The organism is Citrobacter sp. wls827, from assembly GCF_005280875.1.
Lineage (GTDB): Bacteria > Pseudomonadota > Gammaproteobacteria > Enterobacterales > Enterobacteriaceae > Citrobacter > Citrobacter youngae.
The window spans coordinates 62,204-79,693 of the sequence record NZ_SZWR01000019.1 but is presented as its reverse complement, the minus strand read 5'-3'; the positions used below and the strand labels follow the sequence as shown (position 1 = coordinate 79,693).

Genomic DNA, 17,490 nt, shown 5'->3' with positions numbered 1-17,490 from the left:
TTTCGTACAAAAAATTTTGAGGGCAAAATTTTTTGTACGCTTTTCTATCAATAGCAGAGTGATGAAAGGTATTTCCGATGAGAGCCGTTATGGTTGCGCCAGTAAAAGGCTAAAGGCCAAAAGGGTAAGGGGCATTTAAGGGTAACTGCGCCTGACCGGAAAAGGCCGAAAGGGCAAAAAAGGCTGAAAACAATAAACTGGTGCAGTCTGGTGTTGTCCGGTAATATCTGGTGCAGTTCCATTGAGTTCTTATTATGAGAGAATATATAATCGAATTTTCTGCTCTGGTGCAGTTTACTGACGGTTATTATCTGGTACAAATAAGGACGCGTCAGGATATATTCAGGCATCGTTTTACCGGAAAAATAATGGCTGCAAGGTTTTACCTTTCAACCTCCTGACATTGAAAGGAAAGTACCTGAAAATATTCTACTGGAATAATTTCAGGTGTTCACCTATTGATTTGGTCATATTAATAGATTTTCGTACAAAATTATTCACGCGTGAATAATTTCGGGTGTTTACCTATTGATTTATTGGAATTGATAGTTTTTGACCCATAGTTATTTGGCCCCAAATAATTTTGTATGCTTTCCGATTAATCACCGGAATATTGAAGATAAAACCTTTTAATGCAGAAACGCAGATCTGGTTCAACCAGGATCTGCGTTTTCATTTTCAATAAATTACATTGCCGTAGACTCAGGCCGCTTTATGCCGTCGCGCATAAATATAGGGTGCAACGTACTCCTCACGGCTGACGTCCAGATAGTCCGACCACCACTGCATCATGGCTTTACGGGCATCGAGGTGTTCAGCGCGGTGGATATACGCCGCCCGCACGCTGTTGCGCTCCTGATGGCTCATCTGTCGCTCCACAGCATCCTGAGACCACAGTTCCGACTCCACTAATGCGCTACAGGCCATTGCCCGGAATCCATGTCCGCAGACATCGGTTTTTGTATCATAGCCCATCAGACGCAACGCCCGGTTGATGGTGTTTTCGCTCATCGGCTTGTACGGATTATGGTCGCCGGGGAACACCAGTTCCAGATGGCCAGAGATTTCCTGTATCTGTTTCAGAATGGCAATGGCCTGCCGGGAAAGCGGTACGATATGCGGAGTGCGCATTTTTGCGCCACGACCGGAGAAACGCACTTTCTCAATCGTTTCCCGTGTGGCGGGAATGGTCCAGATTTTATGTCTGAAATCAATCTCGCTCCAGCGGGCAAAGCGCAGTTCACTGGAGCGGATAAACAGATGCAGGGTCAGCACCACCGCCAGCCTTGTTAACTCCCGTCCCTGCTGATATTCACCGATACGCTCAAACAATTCGGGCAACCGCTCCGGCGGCAGGGCGGGATAGTAATTTTTTACCGGCGGCGCGGTGACGCCTTCCAGATGCTGCGCCGGATTGTTTTCGGTGAGTCCCTGCTGAACGGCGTAACGCATGATGTTGCAAAGCTGCTGCCGGGTACGGGACGCGACTTCCAGAAAGCCTTTATCCTCGATAACCCGCAGTAATGCGGTGAAATGCTGCGTTTTTAGTATGGTGACGGGCATATGACCAATCGCCGGAAAGATATGATTTTGCATGCTGGCGAGAATACGCGCGGCATAATCAGCCGACCACTTTTTGTTGGTTTTGTGCCAGTTCAGCGCGACAATTTCAAAGCATTTTTCCGGTGACGCGGCGGCTTTTTCATTCATGCGCTGCTGTGCGGGGTTGATGTTCTGTGCCAGAAGCTTACGGATGCCGTCTCGCTGTTGACGGGCGTCGGAAAGTGAAACCAGCGGGTAGGCACCCAACGCAATACGGGATTCTTTTCGGTTGAAGCGGTACTTGAGATACCAGAGACGGGAGCCGCCTGGATTGACAAGCAGATACAGACCGTGTGAATCAGTCAGTTTAAAGGGTTTATCAGAAGATTTGGTACTGCGGATTTTCGCGTCGGACAGGGACATATGGTGGTCACTCCATTATCGAACTGAAATGACCCCAAATCAGACCACCAATTTCGCCGGATGCGGAGGGAAAACCAGATACGCATCGGGAAATATTTTCACGCTAACTTATTGAAACCTAATCATATAGGTACTTCTAAGTACGCCTGAAAACAAGAATTTGGCTCCTCTGACTGGACTCGAACCAGTGACATACGGATTAACAGTCCGCCGTTCTACCGACTGAACTACAGAGGAATCGTGTGAACGGGGCGAATATTAGCGATGCCTGTCTGCGTTGTCAAAGCCTGAATGGATATTCGTGATCGTTTGCTGAAATATTCTTCATTTCGTCGTTTATTCAGACGTAGACGGTTGTTTTATACACTTTTCACGTTCAGAACGTGGGTATTTCCACAGCCAACGGCCTGTGACCATTCGCCAGTAAAATAACGCGGCCCGTACTGCCCAGTCGAAGAACATCCCCATCCAGACGCCAACGACACCCCATCCTAATACGATCCCGAGGGTGTAGCCGGCGACAACACGACAGCCCCACATCCCCAACATGGAGACCCACATAGCGAAACGGGCGTCACGTGCACCTTTAAATCCAGCAGGAAGAACCCATGATGCTGCCCATATCGGCATAAATGCCGCGTTCAGCCAAATCAGGATGACAATGACCTCTTTTACATCCTGATCGTGGGTGTAAAACGAAGCCATCACGCCAGCAAACGGGGCGGTTAGCCAGGCGATGGCGGTTAATCCGATTGTGGAGAGCCAGAATACATGCCGCAACTGGATTTCCGCCTGAGCAATCTGTCCATTTCCCAGACGTCTGCCGGTAATGATAGTAGACGCGGAACCTAAAGCGTTTCCCGGCAGGTTGATCAGTGCCGCTATCGAAAAGGCAATGAAGTTACCGGCAATTACGCTGGTACCCATACCCGAAACAAACATCTGCGTAAGTAACTTGCCACCGTTAAACAGGACTGACTCTATACTGGCAGGAATACCAATCCCCATGACTTCCCAGATGATGGCAAGATTCAGCGGTTTAAAATAGCTCTTCAGGGGAATGCGCAGCGCTGGGTTAAATCCAATCATCAGCACCCATATAATGGCGATGGCACCAATGTAACGTGAAATCGTCAACCCCAGACCTGCGCCGACGAATCCCAGCCCTTGCCAGGAAAAAATGCCGTAGATCAGGATGCTACTGATAATAATGTTCAGGATATTCATACCACCGTTAATCAATAACGGTATTTTGGTATTTCCGGCACCGCGCAGTGCGCCGCTGCCAATTAACGCAATTGCCGCCGCAGGGTAGCTGAGCACTGTTAATTCCAGATAGGTAAGTGCCAGTGCTTTTACATCAGGGGTGGCTTCTCCTGCAACGACATCAATAATCTGCTCACCGAAATAGTGAATCACCGCCGCCAGTACGACAGCAAATATCGTCATAATAACCAGTGATTGTCTGGCTGCGGCTCTGGCGCGTCGGCGATCGCGCTTTCCGAGACTAAAAGCAACCACCACCGTCGTGCCAAGGTCGATGGCGGCGAAAAATGCCATGATGACCATGTTGAAGCTGTCGGCGAGTCCGACGCCTGCCATAGCTTCTTTACCCAACCAGCTCACCAGGAAGGTGCTCAGTACTCCCATCAAGAGTACACAGGTGTTTTCCAGAAAAATGGGGACAGCAAGCGGGGTAATTTCGCGCCAAAAGAGAACTTTATAACGCTTGCGTTTGGCATACCAGGGCGTGCGGGATGCGACCTGGCGTAAGGCTGCGGAGACGTTCAAAGTGGACCTTAATGAAGAAAGTTGAAACCTCATTTCAAATGATGAGGGAGAATCAAAAAAGCTGCAAAGTTTTTTCCATTTAAAATGTCTGTAAATGCAACAAACTGTCGAGAGAAGCACCAATTGATCCTCAATGTAGGAATTGGGGTTTGACAAAAGTTTTTTCGCCGCTAAGATAAGCCTCCACAACGATTCCTCTGTAGTTCAGTCGGTAGAACGGCGGACTGTTAATCCGTATGTCACTGGTTCGAGTCCAGTCAGAGGAGCCATATTTAAGAAGCCCGCTTAAGGAAACTTGAGCGGGCTTTTTGCTTTTTGCTTTTTAGCTTTTCAGTAAATCCACCCGACATGCAGGTGGATACTTTACAGACTGGGTATTATCAGAACTGGTAGCTGGCAGTGAGGCTGACGTTACGCGGCTCACCATAGACGATAGAGCCTTCGACATTGGTATCGTAGGTTTTATCGAACAGGTTATTGATATTGCCCTGGAGGGCGAAATTCTTCGTTACCTGGTAGCGAGTGAATAAATCCACCAACGCGTAGCTTCCCTGTTCTGCACGGAACGTGCCGTATGGCGTCACGGTATCGCTATACACTCGATTCTGCCAGTTAACTCCGCCCCCCACGGTCAGTGCCGGCAGGGCAGGCAGATTATAACGGGTGAACAGTTTTACCGTAGTACGCGGCAGGTTCGGATTGACGGCATTGCCGTCGTTGTCATCCGCAACGTACCGCGTTGCGCCGAAAGTCATCTGCCAGTTATCCGTGATCGCACCGTTCACTTCGAATTCAACGCCTTTGCTGACCGTTCCATCCATCGCTGTATAGGCAGTGTCGCCATTGCTACCGGCGATTGGTACGCCGGTTGATTGCGCCACGTTATCCTGCTCAATGCGGAATACGGCGAGGGTGGTGGTTAAACGGCTGTTCATCCAGTCTGATTTCAGACCAACCTCGTAGTTGTTGCCGGTAATAGGGGAGAGATATTTACCGGAACTGTCGCGTTTGTTCTGCGGCTGGAAGATAGAGGTATAGCTGGCGTAAGTGGACCAGTTATCATCGATGTCATAAACCAGACCCGCATAGGGCGTGGTGTGGTTTTGTTCCATGCTGTAGGTCAAGGTGTCGATACGCCAGTTGGTATAGCGCGCGCCGACGATCAAATGCAATGGGTCGGCCAGAGAAATGCGTGTCGCGGCGTACAGCGATTTCATGTGCGTGGTATCGTCCTGGGCCAGCGATTGCGGATTCCAGTTGGTTTCCGGGAAGTTACCGTCGTAGGTATAGAAGCTACCTATTTCGTTGGGGAATACGTTCGCCCACGAGCTCTCATAACGGTTATTTTGCTTGCTGTAACTGCCGCCCAGCATCAGGTTATGCTGACGACCAAACAGGTCGTAGCCACCATCGGCAAAGAGATCGACGGCATCGACTTTACGCTTGCCGCTGTTCCAGCCTGTTCCACCCACGTAATCATAGCCCGGTCCATAGTTGCCATAGGGACCGATCAGTGTGCCGTCAGCTTTATTAACGTAAGCGTCGACGTACATCATCTTGCTGTCGAACTTGACCTCGGAATGTGTGGCATTCAGGGTTGTTTGCCAGGTATCCGCGAAACGCTGTTTGAGTGACACGAAGACTTTGTTGATGTCTTTGTCATTGTAAGTCCAGTCCGGCGCGGTGCTGCGCGAGCGGTCGTAGCTGTTTTTGCTGCCATCGGTATTCCAGCGCGGCAAGCCGCCCCAGGTTGGACTGTTGATATCAATACGCTGGTATTCGTAACCTGCTGACAGGCTGGTGGTGTCGCCCAGATCGGCATCGACAATCCCCGAGAAAAACATTTTTTCATTGTTGTAACGGTCAAGCCAGGAATCGTTATTTTGATAACCCGCCACGATGCGGGCACGCACGTTGCCGTCTGCCGTCAATGGGCTTTGCAAATCCGTCACATAGCGTTGCTTATTCCAACTGCCGTATTCCGCGGAGACATTCCCCGTGAACTCGCGGCTGGTTGCATGTTTACGGATCATGTTAATTGATGCCGAAGGATTCCCCGTGCCGGTCATTAACCCGTTTGCACCACGAACCACCTCTATACGTTCAAACAAGGCCGTGTCAGAAAGGGCATCGCCGAGGTTCCAGCGGGATTCAAAATAGGTCGGGATCCCATCGACCATGTAGTTATCGATCTGGAATCCGCGAGAGAAATAGCTGCTGCGATCAGAGTCCGCCTGGCTTTTACTGATCCCCAGGGTGTTATCCATCACATCGCCCAGTGTCTGGAGTTGCTGATCTTCCATACGCTGTTGGCTGACGATGCTGACAGATTGCGGGATATCTCGCTGTGTCATCTGCATTTTTGTGCCTGCGGATGTCGATTTAACGCTGTAATCCTGCTCATCACTGGATGTGGCGGAGGCTGAACCATCAACGATCACGGTCTCTTCTGCGGAGGCGGCGAGGCTGGTACAAGGCAATAACGCAGCCGTAATACAGGCTGCCAGGAGGGATGGGACAATGGCAGAACGATGCTGTTCGTCCCTGTAGTGTGTTGTGAAAGACATCGGAAAGTCCTTGATAATTATTAATATTAAGTTCGAATCACGTGACTGCGTAATGAACCCTTTGGCTGTTAATTATTTTTCTTGCATGAGAATGCAAATGCGAAATATACGCATTCATATTCAATGTGTAAACAAATGCTACGCATAAATGAAATATTGTTTCAGTACTATGTCTGAGCGATAGCGCCGGGAAATGGTTATAAGAACAGCGCTGGCAGGGCTTTTTGCTTAAAAAATCGAGGGTTAAAGTTGAAAGAGCGTGAGTAACTCGCTCATACTCTATACTCGCAGAGTCACCCGGCGTAGCATGGCACAACGCATGGGCTCTTAATGAAAAAGGAAAACGTCGTGGCAGAAGAAACTATATTCAGCAAAATTATTCGTCGTGAAATTCCGTCGGACATCGTATACCAGGATGAACTGGTCACTGCGTTTCGTGATATTTCACCTCAGGCACCAACGCATATTCTGATCATCCCGAACGTTTTAATCCCAACCGTCAACGATGTGACGGCAGAGCATGAGCAGGCGCTGGGACGAATGATCACAGTGGCGGCGAAAATCGCTGAGCAGGAAGGCATTGCCGAAGATGGATACCGTTTGATTATGAATACCAACCGTCACGGCGGTCAGGAGGTGTATCACATTCATATGCATCTGCTGGGTGGACGTGCGCTTGGTCCAATGCTCGCGCATAAAGGTCTTTAAAAATGACCAGAGGATGCATTGCGCTTACGTTGGGTCTGCTGTTGCTGGCTGGCTGCCGTTCACACCCGGAAATTCCGGTCAGTGATGAACAGTCTCTGGTGATGGAATCAACAGTACTGGCGGCGGGTATCACCGCAGAGCCGCCTGAATTAACAACGTCTGATATTCAGGCCTCAGCATCCTCACGACTCTATAACGAAAGACAAGAACCCGTTACCGTTCATTATCGGTTTTACTGGTATGACGCCAGAGGGCTGGAGATGCACCCTCTGGAAGCGCCACGCAGCATGACTATCCCGGCTCGTTCGTCGGTAACGCTGTACGGCAGCGCCAATTATCTGGGGGCGCACAAGGTTAGGCTTTATCTTTATTTGTAAGGGGTGAATCTTGAAGATCAAAATGAATCGCTACGCATTGATTGCCGCGCTGGCGATGTTTCTCTCTGGTTGTGTGGCTCAACGTGAGCCCGCGCCGGTAGAGGAAGTGAAGCCAGTACCGGAACAACCCGTGCAGCCGCAACAGCCAGTTCCGGTTGTACCAACGGTGCCGACCATACCGCAGCAGCCGGGTCCGATTGAACACGAGGACCAAACGGCGCAGCCAACCCCACGTCAGCGTCATTATGACTGGAACGGGGCAATGCAGCCGATGGTCGGCAAAATGCTGCAAGCTGAGGGTGTGAAAGCTGGGGGCGTACTGCTGGTTGATAGCGTAAATAACCGTACCAACGGCTCGTTAAACGCGGGTGAAGCCACCGAGACTTTGCGAAATGCGCTGGCGAATAATGGTAAATTTACCCTGGTTTCTGCGCAGCAGTTGGCAGTAGCCAAGCAGCAGTTAGGTCTGTCGCCTAACGACAGCCTGGGAACACGCAGCAAAGCGATTGGTATTGCCCGTAACGTTGGCGCGCAGTATGTGCTCTATTCCAGCGCTTCCGGTAACGTCAATTCACCTGCGCTGCAAATGCAATTAATGCTGGTACAAACTGGCGAGATAATCTGGTCAGGTAAAGGTGCCGTTCAGCAACAATAACAAACTGACGCGCGATGAAGTTCTGTCGCGCTATTTCCCTCAGTATCATCCCGTCGTAGCCAGCCAGAGCGGCCTAAGCGGCGGGAGCTGCATCATCGAACATCAAGTCCACCGTTTAGTGTTGCGCTGTCATCACGATCCTTACGCGCCAGAATCGCATTTCTTACGCCACTATCATGCGTTAAAGCATTTGCCAGAAAGTCTTGCGCCGCGTCCTCGCTTTTATACGCGCGGATGGATGGTCGTCGACTTTTTTCACGGTAAGGTAGAATCCAGATTACCGGACGCCGACGAACTCGCTGGCTTATTGTATCATCTGCACCAGCAGCCCCGATTCGGCTGGCGAATCAGCCTGCTGCCGCTACTCGAGCAGTACTGGCAGTGTAGCGATCCAGCACGTCGTACGCCATGCTGGTTGCGCGCCCTGAAGCGGCTAAGAAAAAGCGGTGAGCCTCGACCTTTGCGCCTGGGGCCGCTGCATATGGATGTCCACGGCGACAACATCGTACGTACAGACTCAGGGCTGCGGCTGATTGACTGGGAATATGCCGGCGACAGTGATATCGCGCTGGAACTGGCGGCGGTATGGGTCAGCGATGAGTCCCAGCACCAACGGCTGGTTAGCGCCTACGCCCAACGAGCGCATATTGAGCAAGATGCGCTCTGGCGACAGGTCAGGCGATGGCAAATCTGGATAATGATGCTGAAGGCGGGGTGGTTTGAGTATCGCTGGCAACAAACCGGCGATCGACAATTTATCAGGCTGGCCGATGAAACCTGGCGGCAGCTAACAATGAAAGGATAAGGAGAGCAGTGTGGGCCCAGTAATGTTGGATGTCGAAGGGTATGAGCTGGACGCTGAAGAGCGTGAGATTCTGGCGCATCCGCTGGTAGGTGGGTTGATCCTCTTTACCCGAAATTATCATGACCCGGAACAGTTGCGTGAATTAGTGCGCCAGATCCGCGCGGCATCGCGTAATCATCTGGTGGTGGCAGTGGATCAGGAAGGGGGGCGCGTCCAGCGCTTTCGTGAAGGTTTTACCCGTCTGCCCGCGGCGCAATCTTTTGCTGCACTGCATGGGCTGGAAGAGGGGGGCAAACTGGCTCAGGAAGCTGGATGGCTGATGGCCAGTGAAATGATCGCGATGGATATTGATATTAGCTTCGCGCCCGTTCTGGATGTGGGGCATATCAGCGCAGCAATCGGCGAGCGCTCTTACCATGCCGATCCGCAAAAAGCGTTAGCGGTGGCAACCCGCTTTATTGATGGCATGCATGCGGCCGGAATGAAAACGACCGGTAAACACTTCCCCGGACATGGTGCAGTGACGGCGGATTCGCATAAAGAAACGCCAACCGATCCGCGTTCGGAAGCCGAGATCCGCGCGAAAGATATGTCGGTATTCCAGACGTTAATCACTGAAAACAAACTGGATGCCATTATGCCTGCGCACGTCATCTACAGTGATGTGGACCCGCGCCCGGCGAGCGGCTCGCCACACTGGTTAAAAACGGTACTGCGTCAGGAGCTGGGTTTTGACGGCGTGATTTTCTCCGACGATTTGTCGATGGAAGGTGCGGCGATTATGGGGAGCTACGCAGAGCGCGGGCAGGCATCGCTGGATGCAGGTTGCGATATGATCCTGGTCTGCAATAATCGTAAGGGAGCGGTCAGTGTGTTAGATAATCTGTCGCCGATCAATGCAGAACGTGTTACACGTTTGTATCATAAAGGTTCATTTTCACGTCAGGAACTGATGGACTCGGCACGCTGGAAGACGGTAAGCGCCCAGCTCAACCAGCTTCATGAGCGCTGGCAGGAAGAGAAAGCAGGTCATTAACGCACGTTTGGCGAGGATGCGATGATTATCTATTTACACGGTTTTGACTCTAACAGTCCGGGCAACCACGAGAAAGTATTGCAACTGCAATTTATTGACCCGGATGTCAGGCTGATTAGCTACAGTACGCGGCATCCTAAACATGATATGCAGCATCTACTGAAAGAAGTGGACAAAATGCTGCAGCTTAATGTCGACGACCGACCGCTGATTTGTGGCGTCGGGCTCGGGGGATATTGGGCAGAACGAATTGGTTTCCTGTGTGATATTCGTCAGGTGGTGTTTAACCCTAACCTGTTCCCGTATGAGAATATGGAAGGGAAAATCGACAGGCCGGAAGAGTATGCTGATATCGCCACAAAATGTGTGACCAACTTCCGCGAGAAAAATCGCGATCGCTGCCTGGTTATTCTGTCACGCCATGATGAAGCCTTGAACAGCCAGCGTTCATCGGAGGAGCTGCATCATTACTATGAAATTGTATGGGATGAAGAACAAACCCATAAATTCAAAAACATCTCCCCGCATTTGCAGCGAATCAAAGCGTTCAAGACGTTAGGTTAATCTTTACTGAGCGTTTAAAAAACCAGCCTTCGGGCTGGTTTTTTTGTCCTAAAAGTCTGGGTTGTCTATCTTTTCAGCATCAAAACTTGATGCACATCAATTTTGGTATGACCAATGCACCGTTCGTGTTATTCTCAGTCTCGAGGAACATTTTCAATATCGTAACTTGTTGTTAATTAAAGGCTATATGCATAACTTTTAATTAACAATTGGTTAATAAATTTGAGGGGGTCACGTTGACTACACCATTGAAAAGGATCGTGATTGTCGGCGGCGGTGCTGGCGGACTGGAAATGGCGACGCAGTTGGGTAAAAAACTGGGTCGTAAGAAAAAGGCAAAAATCACGCTGGTAGACAGAAACCACAGCCACCTGTGGAAACCGTTGCTGCACGAAGTGGCAACAGGATCGCTGGATGAAGGTGTTGATGCGCTGAGCTATCTGGCGCATGCCCGTAACCATGGGTTCCAGTTCCAGTTGGGTTCGGTGATGGATATCGATCGTGAAGCGAAAACCATCACGATTGCTGAGCTGCGAGACGAGAAAGGCGATCTGCTGGTCCCTGAGCGTAAAGTGCCATATGACACGCTGGTGATGGCACTGGGCAGTACGTCCAACGATTTCAACACGCCGGGCGTCAAAGAGAACTGTATTTTCCTCGATAACCCGCACCAGGCGCGTCGCTTCCACCAGGAAATGCTGAATCTGTTCCTGAAATATTCTGCAAACCTGGGCGCGAACGGCAAAGTGAATATCGCTATCGTCGGCGGTGGTGCAACGGGGGTAGAACTCTCCGCTGAGCTGCACAATGCGGTAAAACAGTTGCACAGCTATGGTTATAAAGGGCTGACCAATGAAGCGCTGAACGTCACACTGGTGGAAGCCGGTGAACGTATTTTGCCAGCGTTGCCGCCGCGTATTTCCAGCGCCGCGCATAACGAGTTAACCAAGCTGGGCGTACGTGTACTGACTCAGACGATGGTCACCAGCGCTGACGAAGGTGGGTTGCATACCAAAGATGGCGAGTACATCAAAGCTGATCTGATGGTGTGGGCAGCAGGTATCAAAGCGCCAGACTTTATGAAAGAGATTGGTGGTCTGGAAACCAACCGTATCAACCAGCTGGTGGTTGAACCAACCCTGCAGACGTCGCGTGATCCGGACATCTATGCGATTGGTGACTGTGCTTCCTGCGCGCGTCCGGAAGGGGGTTTTGTGCCGCCGCGTGCCCAGGCTGCGCACCAGATGGCATCCTGCGCGATGAACAACATTCTGGCGCAGATGAACGGTAAACCGCTAAAAGCGTATCAGTATAAAGATCACGGTTCTCTGGTTTCTCTCTCCAACTTCTCTACCGTGGGCAGTCTGATGGGCAACCTGACGCGTGGCTCAATGATGGTGGAAGGGCGTATTGCACGCTTTGTCTACATTTCACTGTACCGTATGCACCAGATTGCGCTGCATGGTTACTTCAAAACCGGCCTGATGATGTTGGTTGGCAGCATTAACCGGGTGATTCGTCCGCGTCTTAAACTGCACTAATACTGGCTTATAATGCCGGATGGAATGCTTCATCCGGCACTTTCTTTCAGAGTTCTCTGAATCATGCTGCTTTACCCCCTTTCTCCGCGATTTTCATCCGTAATCTGATTGGCATTATTTACCTTCTGTTGCAAAGTTGTTGCTAATAGCAAAAAAGGAGGAAGTCCCGTGAATAAATCAATGTTGGCGGGTATAGGGATTGGCGTAGCTGCTGCGCTGGGTGTGGCAGCGGTGGCCAGTCTAAACGTTTTTGAGCGTGGCCCACAGTTTGCACAAGTCGTCTCTGCAACACCGATTAAAGAAACGGTAAAAACACCGCGCCAGGAATGTCGTAACGTAACGGTTACTCACCGTAAACCTGTACAGGATGAAAACCGTATTGCCGGTTCCGTGCTGGGTGCGGTTGCCGGGGGCGTAATTGGTCATCAGTTTGGTGGTGGCCGCGGCAAAGACATTGCGACCGTTGCTGGTGCGCTAGGTGGCGGTTATGCAGGTAACCAGATTCAGGGGTCAATGCAGGAAAACGATACGTACACAACCACACAACAACGTTGTAAAACAGTGTATGACAAATCAGAAAAAATGCTGGGCTACGACGTAACGTATAAAATTGGCGATCAGCAGGGCAAAATCCGCATGGATAAAGATCCCGGTACGCAAATTCCGCTGGATAACAACGGCCAGTTGGTTCTGAATAACAAGGCGTAAAATAGCGTTATCATGAATATTAGCCCCCCATCGCTCAGGCTGGGGGGCTTTTTTTATCAGAAGGTTAAGGCATAGTTCAAACCAAAGGTGCGACCCCGACCTTTGTATTCATACAAGGATGGACTGCCATAAGTCGGGCTGTAGAGTAACGGTGCACGCTGTCCCCAGAGGGTGGTGTACTCTTCATTCAGCAGATTCTCAACGCTAAAGGTCAGTTTACCCAGCGGGAGCTGATAGCTGCCGATAAAGTCCATCGTATTGTACCCATCCAGCTTGTTGCCACTGGCGTCGCTCAGGTCAAATGTCTGCTGGCTCTGTACTCGCAGCGACCACGGTTCCGGCGCCCAGCCAACCCATGCGGTTGCTTTAGATGGCGAAGCCAGAGTGACATCCCATTTTTGCCATTTACCGTTTTGCTTCACTTCCGATTTAATGATGTTGAAGTTACTTCCCAGACTCCAGTCTGTATCAGCAATGAAATAATCCACCGCGCCTTCAAGGCCATAAATCCGGCGATCGTCGGGTTGTACGTTAATGGTCATATCGTTGCGGTTAACGACGATCGATTTATCAGACGTGGAATAGTAAGCGGCGAGCTGTGTACGCAGGTTATCGCCGGTGTAGCGCCACCCCAGTTCGTAAGAGTTAACTTTAATGCCTTCCAGACGTGAATCCGCTACGTTAACACTGCGCTGGAGCTGATAATGATCGCCAACCAGCGAGTAGGTACCGTTGCCGTAGTATTTTCCGGGGTCGGGAAGTTCCACACCTTGAGAGAAGTTGAACCAGGTCTGCTGGCGATCGGTCAGGTGTGCGAGGATGCCCGCGTTAAACAGGAAGTTATCATAGTCTGCTTTGCCACCCGGGATACTATCAGCAGAGTTCGCCAGACCCGTTGCGATGCCTTGTTGTTGCGTATAGCCGACAAAATCATCAACACGGTTTTCAGTCCACTGGTAGCGGATACCGCCGCTGAGCGTAAAGATGTCATTAATGTCGTAGCTGTTTTGCAGGAAAGGCGCGAAGTTGGTGATGCTGTAACCGGGATAGCGCCCGGTGGTGTAGGCCGTTCGGTTATCCATACCGCCAGAGGGGAGGGAATAAGCCAGATCGAAGAATTCTTGATTGGAATCGAATGTTTCGTGATCGGCGTCGATACCCCATGTCAGTTCCCAGTTTTCCATCAGCTGGCTGTTGAGGGTGATTTTGGCACCAAACTGGTCAGTATCCTGCTGTGATGCGGAGAAACTGGTGACCTTACCTTTGCTCAGCGTAGGGAAGGGATAGAATTTAAGTGATTCGTCACGGTAATAGATCTGGCTGACCAGATTCTGGCCGAAGAAATTGGCATCGGAATATTGCAGACTGATCAGATGCCGTTCCGTGCCGGGGATACGGTCGGAATTGAGACCGCTGCTGGTATGAGCGTTGCCGGTTCCCGTCACGGCAGCCATGTTCTTGCCGAGATCCAGTCCGTAGTCGTCATCTCCCTGGCTTTTGTAGTACTGCGTAACCAGCTGCAGCTGGCGGTTGTCATCAAGCTCAATCGTCCCGGTACCCATCAGATCCAGGCGATCGGAATGCTGCAGACCGGTTTGGGTATTATCGAGCATTAAGGCGTCGTGGTTGGCATCATACCACCCCCCAAACCGTTGATAAGCGACAGACATGCGTCCGGATGCGCGGTCGGTTCCTCCGCTCACTGCGGCGGCAACACGCTCGTCATGATCGTTACTGTTGTTGAAACCGCTTTTGCTGCCCAGCTCGAGTTCAACTTCACGCTCAGGCTGACCTTTTTTGGTGACGATGTTGATCAAACCACCGGTACTTCCGCCGCCATACAGTGATGTTGCCCCAGAGATAACTTCAATGTGTGCAATATTAAACGGATCAATGGAGTCGAGCTGGCGGCTGTCGGTGCGGGAAGAGTTGAGACGAACACCGTCAATAAGCACAACGATGGCGCGACCACGCATGTTCATCCCGTAGTTGGTCCGTCCCTGGCTGCTGACGTCGATTCCGGGGATCAACTGAGCCAGAACATCTTTAAACTCTTTCCCCCCCTGAACCTGCTGTTCAATCTCTCTGCCTTCGATAACCCATGTCGTTTGCGCCATTTCTGCCACGGTGCGTTGGCTCCGGTTGGCGCTGACGATGAGATCTTCTTCTTCTGCCGCCATTGCCGGTAGGGTTAAAGACAGTAACAGAGGATTGAGCACCCAGAGATGCTTATTCATTTGTATTCCTTATAAAATTTGTTGGCCTGTTTTTATTTTTACGGCATGGAAACCGATCGTTACATTATGAAACGGGTATTAAAACAAATGCGAATATTGCTGATAATGATTGACATTATCAATGTATTTTACAAAATAAATGCATTAACCCAATGAAAACAATAAAGAATGTAGGGGTTAAGATGTGCCGTTTCCACCAGGAGCAGCGTAAGCTCCCGGTGATGACATTAAGACGTGGGTAGTGTGGGAATGGTTAATCTTTAATCAGTTCAGGCCACAATCGTAATGTGGTGTGCGCGATCTGCATCAGTTTTTCGAACGAGGCTCCTTCGCGGGCGCTGATCGACATACCCTGCAAAATACAGTTCAGATATTCAGCCAACTTTTGTACATCGCAGTGTGCCGGTATTTCACCCTTTTCCTGTCGTTGATGCAGAAACTGAGCCAGCGTCTGTTCCTGCATGGCGTGACGGGATTTAACCGTGTGCGCAATGTCCCGGGAGGAGGCGGCCAGCGTAGCGGATGTGTTAATCATGAAACATCCCGCAGGCGTGTCTTTACTGGTGAAGCAGGTCGCTATGGCGGTGAAATAGTCCTCAAGTGCAGATTCGAGGCTTTTTTCTTCACAAAACAGTTGGGCTTCGTGTTTTGCCGCGAAGCGACTGATATAGCGGTCCAGCACGGCACGAAACAGTCCTTCCTTATTGGTAAATTCTGCATACAGCGTAGGCGCTTTTGCCCCGGTTGCTTCTACGAGATCGGCGAGCGATGTCGCTTCATATCCGTGCTGCCAGAAGAGTGTCATGGCCTTATCAAGCGCGGCTTCCCTGTCGAACACTTTTGGTCGGCCACGGCTTTTTTTTGCACAACCTGTCGTTTCAGTTGTCATGGTGCCGTTGTACCTTGTTGGGTTTATTGAATAACCATTATAAAAATAATCGCGCAGACACTCCAGTGCATTCAAGATAAAAATAATTCAATGCTATTGATATGAAAAATAAGACCTTTGTACTTTAAATAACAATCGTTATAAAAAAATGTTGACGTGTGACCTGGATCACATCTATGATTTATCTATCGATCGTTAAGTTAATCGCTTACGGCACACATTCATCTGCTAAAGGTCACTATCATGAAAAACGTAAAAACTCTTTTTGTCGCTGCTGTCCTGAGCTCACTTTCATTTGCAAGCTTTGCCGCTGTTGAAGTTCAGGCTACACCTGCAGGCCAACAGAAAGTCGGTATTATCTCCGCCAACGCCGGGACTAATTTAGGTTCTCTGGAAGATCAACTGGCACAGAAAGCAGATGAAATGGGGGCGAAGTCATTCCGTATTACTTCTGTTACCGGTCCTAACACCCTTCACGGGACTGCAGTTATCTATAAATAAGTTGTAAGCCCTCGCAATGCCACTGCGAATTCAATAAAAAACCCCGCGGGAACAAACCGGCGGGGTTTTTTTATGGCCTGAATTTACAGCGTTTGTGCAGGAGCATCGTGATGGCGCGTCACGTCTACAGGCATGCCTGAACGTAGCTCCATTGCATGCTCCATCACTGCTGCGTCTGTTTGTGCCGCATTTTTAAAGTCCTGCATTGATGAATTCAACACGATTGGCAGTAACTGCGGGTCGTCATTAATCTTTTCTGACAGCGGTTGGTGTACTTCAACCAGGCGCATACCGTTAGGTTCAACGGAGGCTTTAATCGGCGTGTTGATGATGTTCACTTTGGTTCCCGGCGTAACCTGACGGAATAAGGTTTCAATATCACCGTCACGCAGGCGAATACACCCGGAACTAACACGCATACCGATGCCAAAATCCGCGTTGGTTCCATGCAGCAAATACACACCGCCGTAAGCCGCTAAGCGGATTGCATGATGGCCCATCGGGTTATCCGGCCCGGCAGGTACTACGGCAGGGAGGTCGATACCATTGGCTTTATACCGTGCGCGGATATTCGCTGTTGGTGTCCAGGTCGGGTTAGCACGCTTATCAGAGATGGTGGTGACCATTGTTGGCGTCAGGGTGTCGCCGCCTAACTGGCCAATGCCAATGGGATACACGGTCACCGATTTTGTCCCTGGCTGGTAATAGTAAAGACGCAGTTCGGCGAGGTTAATGACAATCCCTTCGCGTGGGGCATCCGGTAGCAGAGTTTGCAATGGGATGGTTAAAACACTGCCCGGGCGAGGTACGTATGGATCGACGCCGGGGTTAGCCTGCAGCAGCGCTAAAAAGCCGACGTTGTATTTTTTCGCAATGGCTTCCAGCGATCCGCCGTTGTTTTCGACAACGTGAGTGGCATTTTCGCCCACCAGTTTGCTGCCTGGCGGCGGGAGCGGCCAGGTATTCGCTTGAGCCGGGAGCGCTAATGCGACGGTCGCCGCGAGCGTAAAAAGCGTTAGCCAGCGAGAGAGTCGTTTATTGTTTAACATCACCTAAATCCATTGTTTTTACGTGGTTTTTATTATGTAAAAGTAAACAGGAATTATGGCGGTTTGCTGTGTCGGGAAGTGCAGGGAAGTGCAAAGA

General features: G+C 50.5%; 15 protein-coding genes and 2 tRNA genes. 10 read left to right on the top strand and 7 right to left on the bottom strand.

The genetic code is table 11. The features are described from left to right. Positions 1-702 precede the first annotated feature (702 nt). The 3 genes from FDX03_RS15750 to FDX03_RS15740 form a co-directional block, all read right to left on the bottom strand. Positions 703-1,965 carry an integrase arm-type DNA-binding domain-containing protein gene (locus FDX03_RS15750; protein ID WP_137346209.1) on the bottom strand — a complete coding sequence of 421 codons (1,263 nt, stop codon included), beginning with the start codon at positions 1,963-1,965 and terminating at the stop codon, positions 703-705. Between the two features lie 161 nt (positions 1,966-2,126). Further along, positions 2,127-2,202, bottom strand: a tRNA-Asn gene (locus FDX03_RS15745). A gap of 99 nt (positions 2,203-2,301) precedes the next feature. Continuing rightward, positions 2,302-3,789: an EmmdR/YeeO family multidrug/toxin efflux MATE transporter gene (locus FDX03_RS15740; protein ID WP_225807936.1), complete on the bottom strand. Its 1,488-nt coding sequence runs from the start codon at positions 3,787-3,789 to the stop codon at positions 2,302-2,304. A gap of 160 nt (positions 3,790-3,949) precedes the next feature. Here FDX03_RS15740 and FDX03_RS15735 point away from each other — a divergent pair. After that, positions 3,950-4,025: transfer RNA gene (locus FDX03_RS15735), tRNA-Asn, on the top strand. Positions 4,026-4,136: 111 nt separating this feature from the next. Here the strand turns inward: FDX03_RS15735 and fhuE are convergent. Next, positions 4,137-6,323 carry a ferric-rhodotorulic acid/ferric-coprogen receptor FhuE gene (fhuE, locus tag FDX03_RS15730; RefSeq protein WP_137346207.1) on the bottom strand — a complete coding sequence of 729 codons (2,187 nt, stop codon included), beginning with the start codon at positions 6,321-6,323 and terminating at the stop codon, positions 4,137-4,139. A gap of 348 nt (positions 6,324-6,671) precedes the next feature. On the opposite strand from fhuE, the gene hinT reads away from it, so the two are divergent. The 8 genes from hinT (at position 6,672) to FDX03_RS15690 (ending at position 12,717) form a co-directional block, all read left to right on the top strand. After that, the gene (gene hinT, locus FDX03_RS15725) at positions 6,672-7,031 is read left to right on the top strand and encodes a purine nucleoside phosphoramidase (RefSeq protein ID WP_005121105.1); all 360 of its coding nucleotides are present in this window, start codon (positions 6,672-6,674) and stop codon (positions 7,029-7,031) included. Positions 7,032-7,033: 2 nt separating this feature from the next. Further along, entirely contained in the window at positions 7,034-7,408 is a 375-nt protein-coding gene (locus tag FDX03_RS15720; RefSeq protein ID WP_048211964.1) for a YcfL family protein, read from the top strand. 22 nt (positions 7,409-7,430) lie between these two features. After that, a complete protein-coding gene (lpoB, locus tag FDX03_RS15715) occupies positions 7,431-8,063 on the top strand; it encodes a penicillin-binding protein activator LpoB (protein ID WP_048212601.1) in 633 nt (210 codons plus the stop codon). After that, the gene (gene thiK / locus FDX03_RS15710; RefSeq protein WP_137346206.1) at positions 8,044-8,868 is read left to right on the top strand and encodes a thiamine kinase; all 825 of its coding nucleotides are present in this window, start codon (positions 8,044-8,046) and stop codon (positions 8,866-8,868) included. The genes lpoB and thiK overlap by 20 nt, the downstream gene beginning before the upstream one ends. Before the next feature lie 10 nt (positions 8,869-8,878). Beyond that, entirely contained in the window at positions 8,879-9,904 is a 1,026-nt protein-coding gene (gene nagZ, locus FDX03_RS15705; protein ID WP_137346205.1) for a beta-N-acetylhexosaminidase, read from the top strand. A 21-nt stretch (positions 9,905-9,925) separates the two neighbouring features. Beyond that, positions 9,926-10,468, top strand: a complete 543-nt coding sequence (ycfP, locus tag FDX03_RS15700; RefSeq protein ID WP_061067733.1) for an alpha/beta hydrolase YcfP — start codon at positions 9,926-9,928, stop codon at positions 10,466-10,468. A gap of 236 nt (positions 10,469-10,704) precedes the next feature. Further along, complete coding sequence (gene ndh, locus FDX03_RS15695) at positions 10,705-12,009, top strand: NADH-quinone dehydrogenase (RefSeq protein WP_048211961.1); 1,305 nt, start codon at positions 10,705-10,707, stop codon at positions 12,007-12,009. Between the two features lie 168 nt (positions 12,010-12,177). Then, the gene (locus tag FDX03_RS15690) at positions 12,178-12,717 is read left to right on the top strand and encodes a glycine zipper 2TM domain-containing protein (protein WP_048211960.1); all 540 of its coding nucleotides are present in this window, start codon (positions 12,178-12,180) and stop codon (positions 12,715-12,717) included. Positions 12,718-12,773: 56 nt separating this feature from the next. On the opposite strand, the gene FDX03_RS15685 is transcribed toward FDX03_RS15690, so the two are convergent. Together FDX03_RS15685 and comR are read right to left on the bottom strand one after the other, a co-directional pair. Beyond that, positions 12,774-14,954: a TonB-dependent siderophore receptor gene (locus tag FDX03_RS15685; RefSeq protein ID WP_116360198.1), complete on the bottom strand. Its 2,181-nt coding sequence runs from the start codon at positions 14,952-14,954 to the stop codon at positions 12,774-12,776. A 253-nt stretch (positions 14,955-15,207) separates the two neighbouring features. Then, positions 15,208-15,843, bottom strand: a complete 636-nt coding sequence (gene comR, locus FDX03_RS15680; protein WP_061067735.1) for a TetR family copper-responsive transcriptional repressor ComR — start codon at positions 15,841-15,843, stop codon at positions 15,208-15,210. A 243-nt stretch (positions 15,844-16,086) separates the two neighbouring features. Here comR and bhsA point away from each other — a divergent pair, with 243 nt between their 5' ends. Continuing rightward, complete coding sequence (bhsA, locus tag FDX03_RS15675; protein ID WP_040231961.1) at positions 16,087-16,344, top strand: multiple stress resistance protein BhsA; 258 nt, start codon at positions 16,087-16,089, stop codon at positions 16,342-16,344. An 83-nt stretch (positions 16,345-16,427) separates the two neighbouring features. Here the strand turns inward: bhsA and FDX03_RS15670 are convergent, their stop codons facing one another. Further along, the gene (locus FDX03_RS15670) at positions 16,428-17,393 is read right to left on the bottom strand and encodes a L,D-transpeptidase family protein (protein ID WP_137346204.1); all 966 of its coding nucleotides are present in this window, start codon (positions 17,391-17,393) and stop codon (positions 16,428-16,430) included. Positions 17,394-17,490 lie beyond the last annotated feature (97 nt).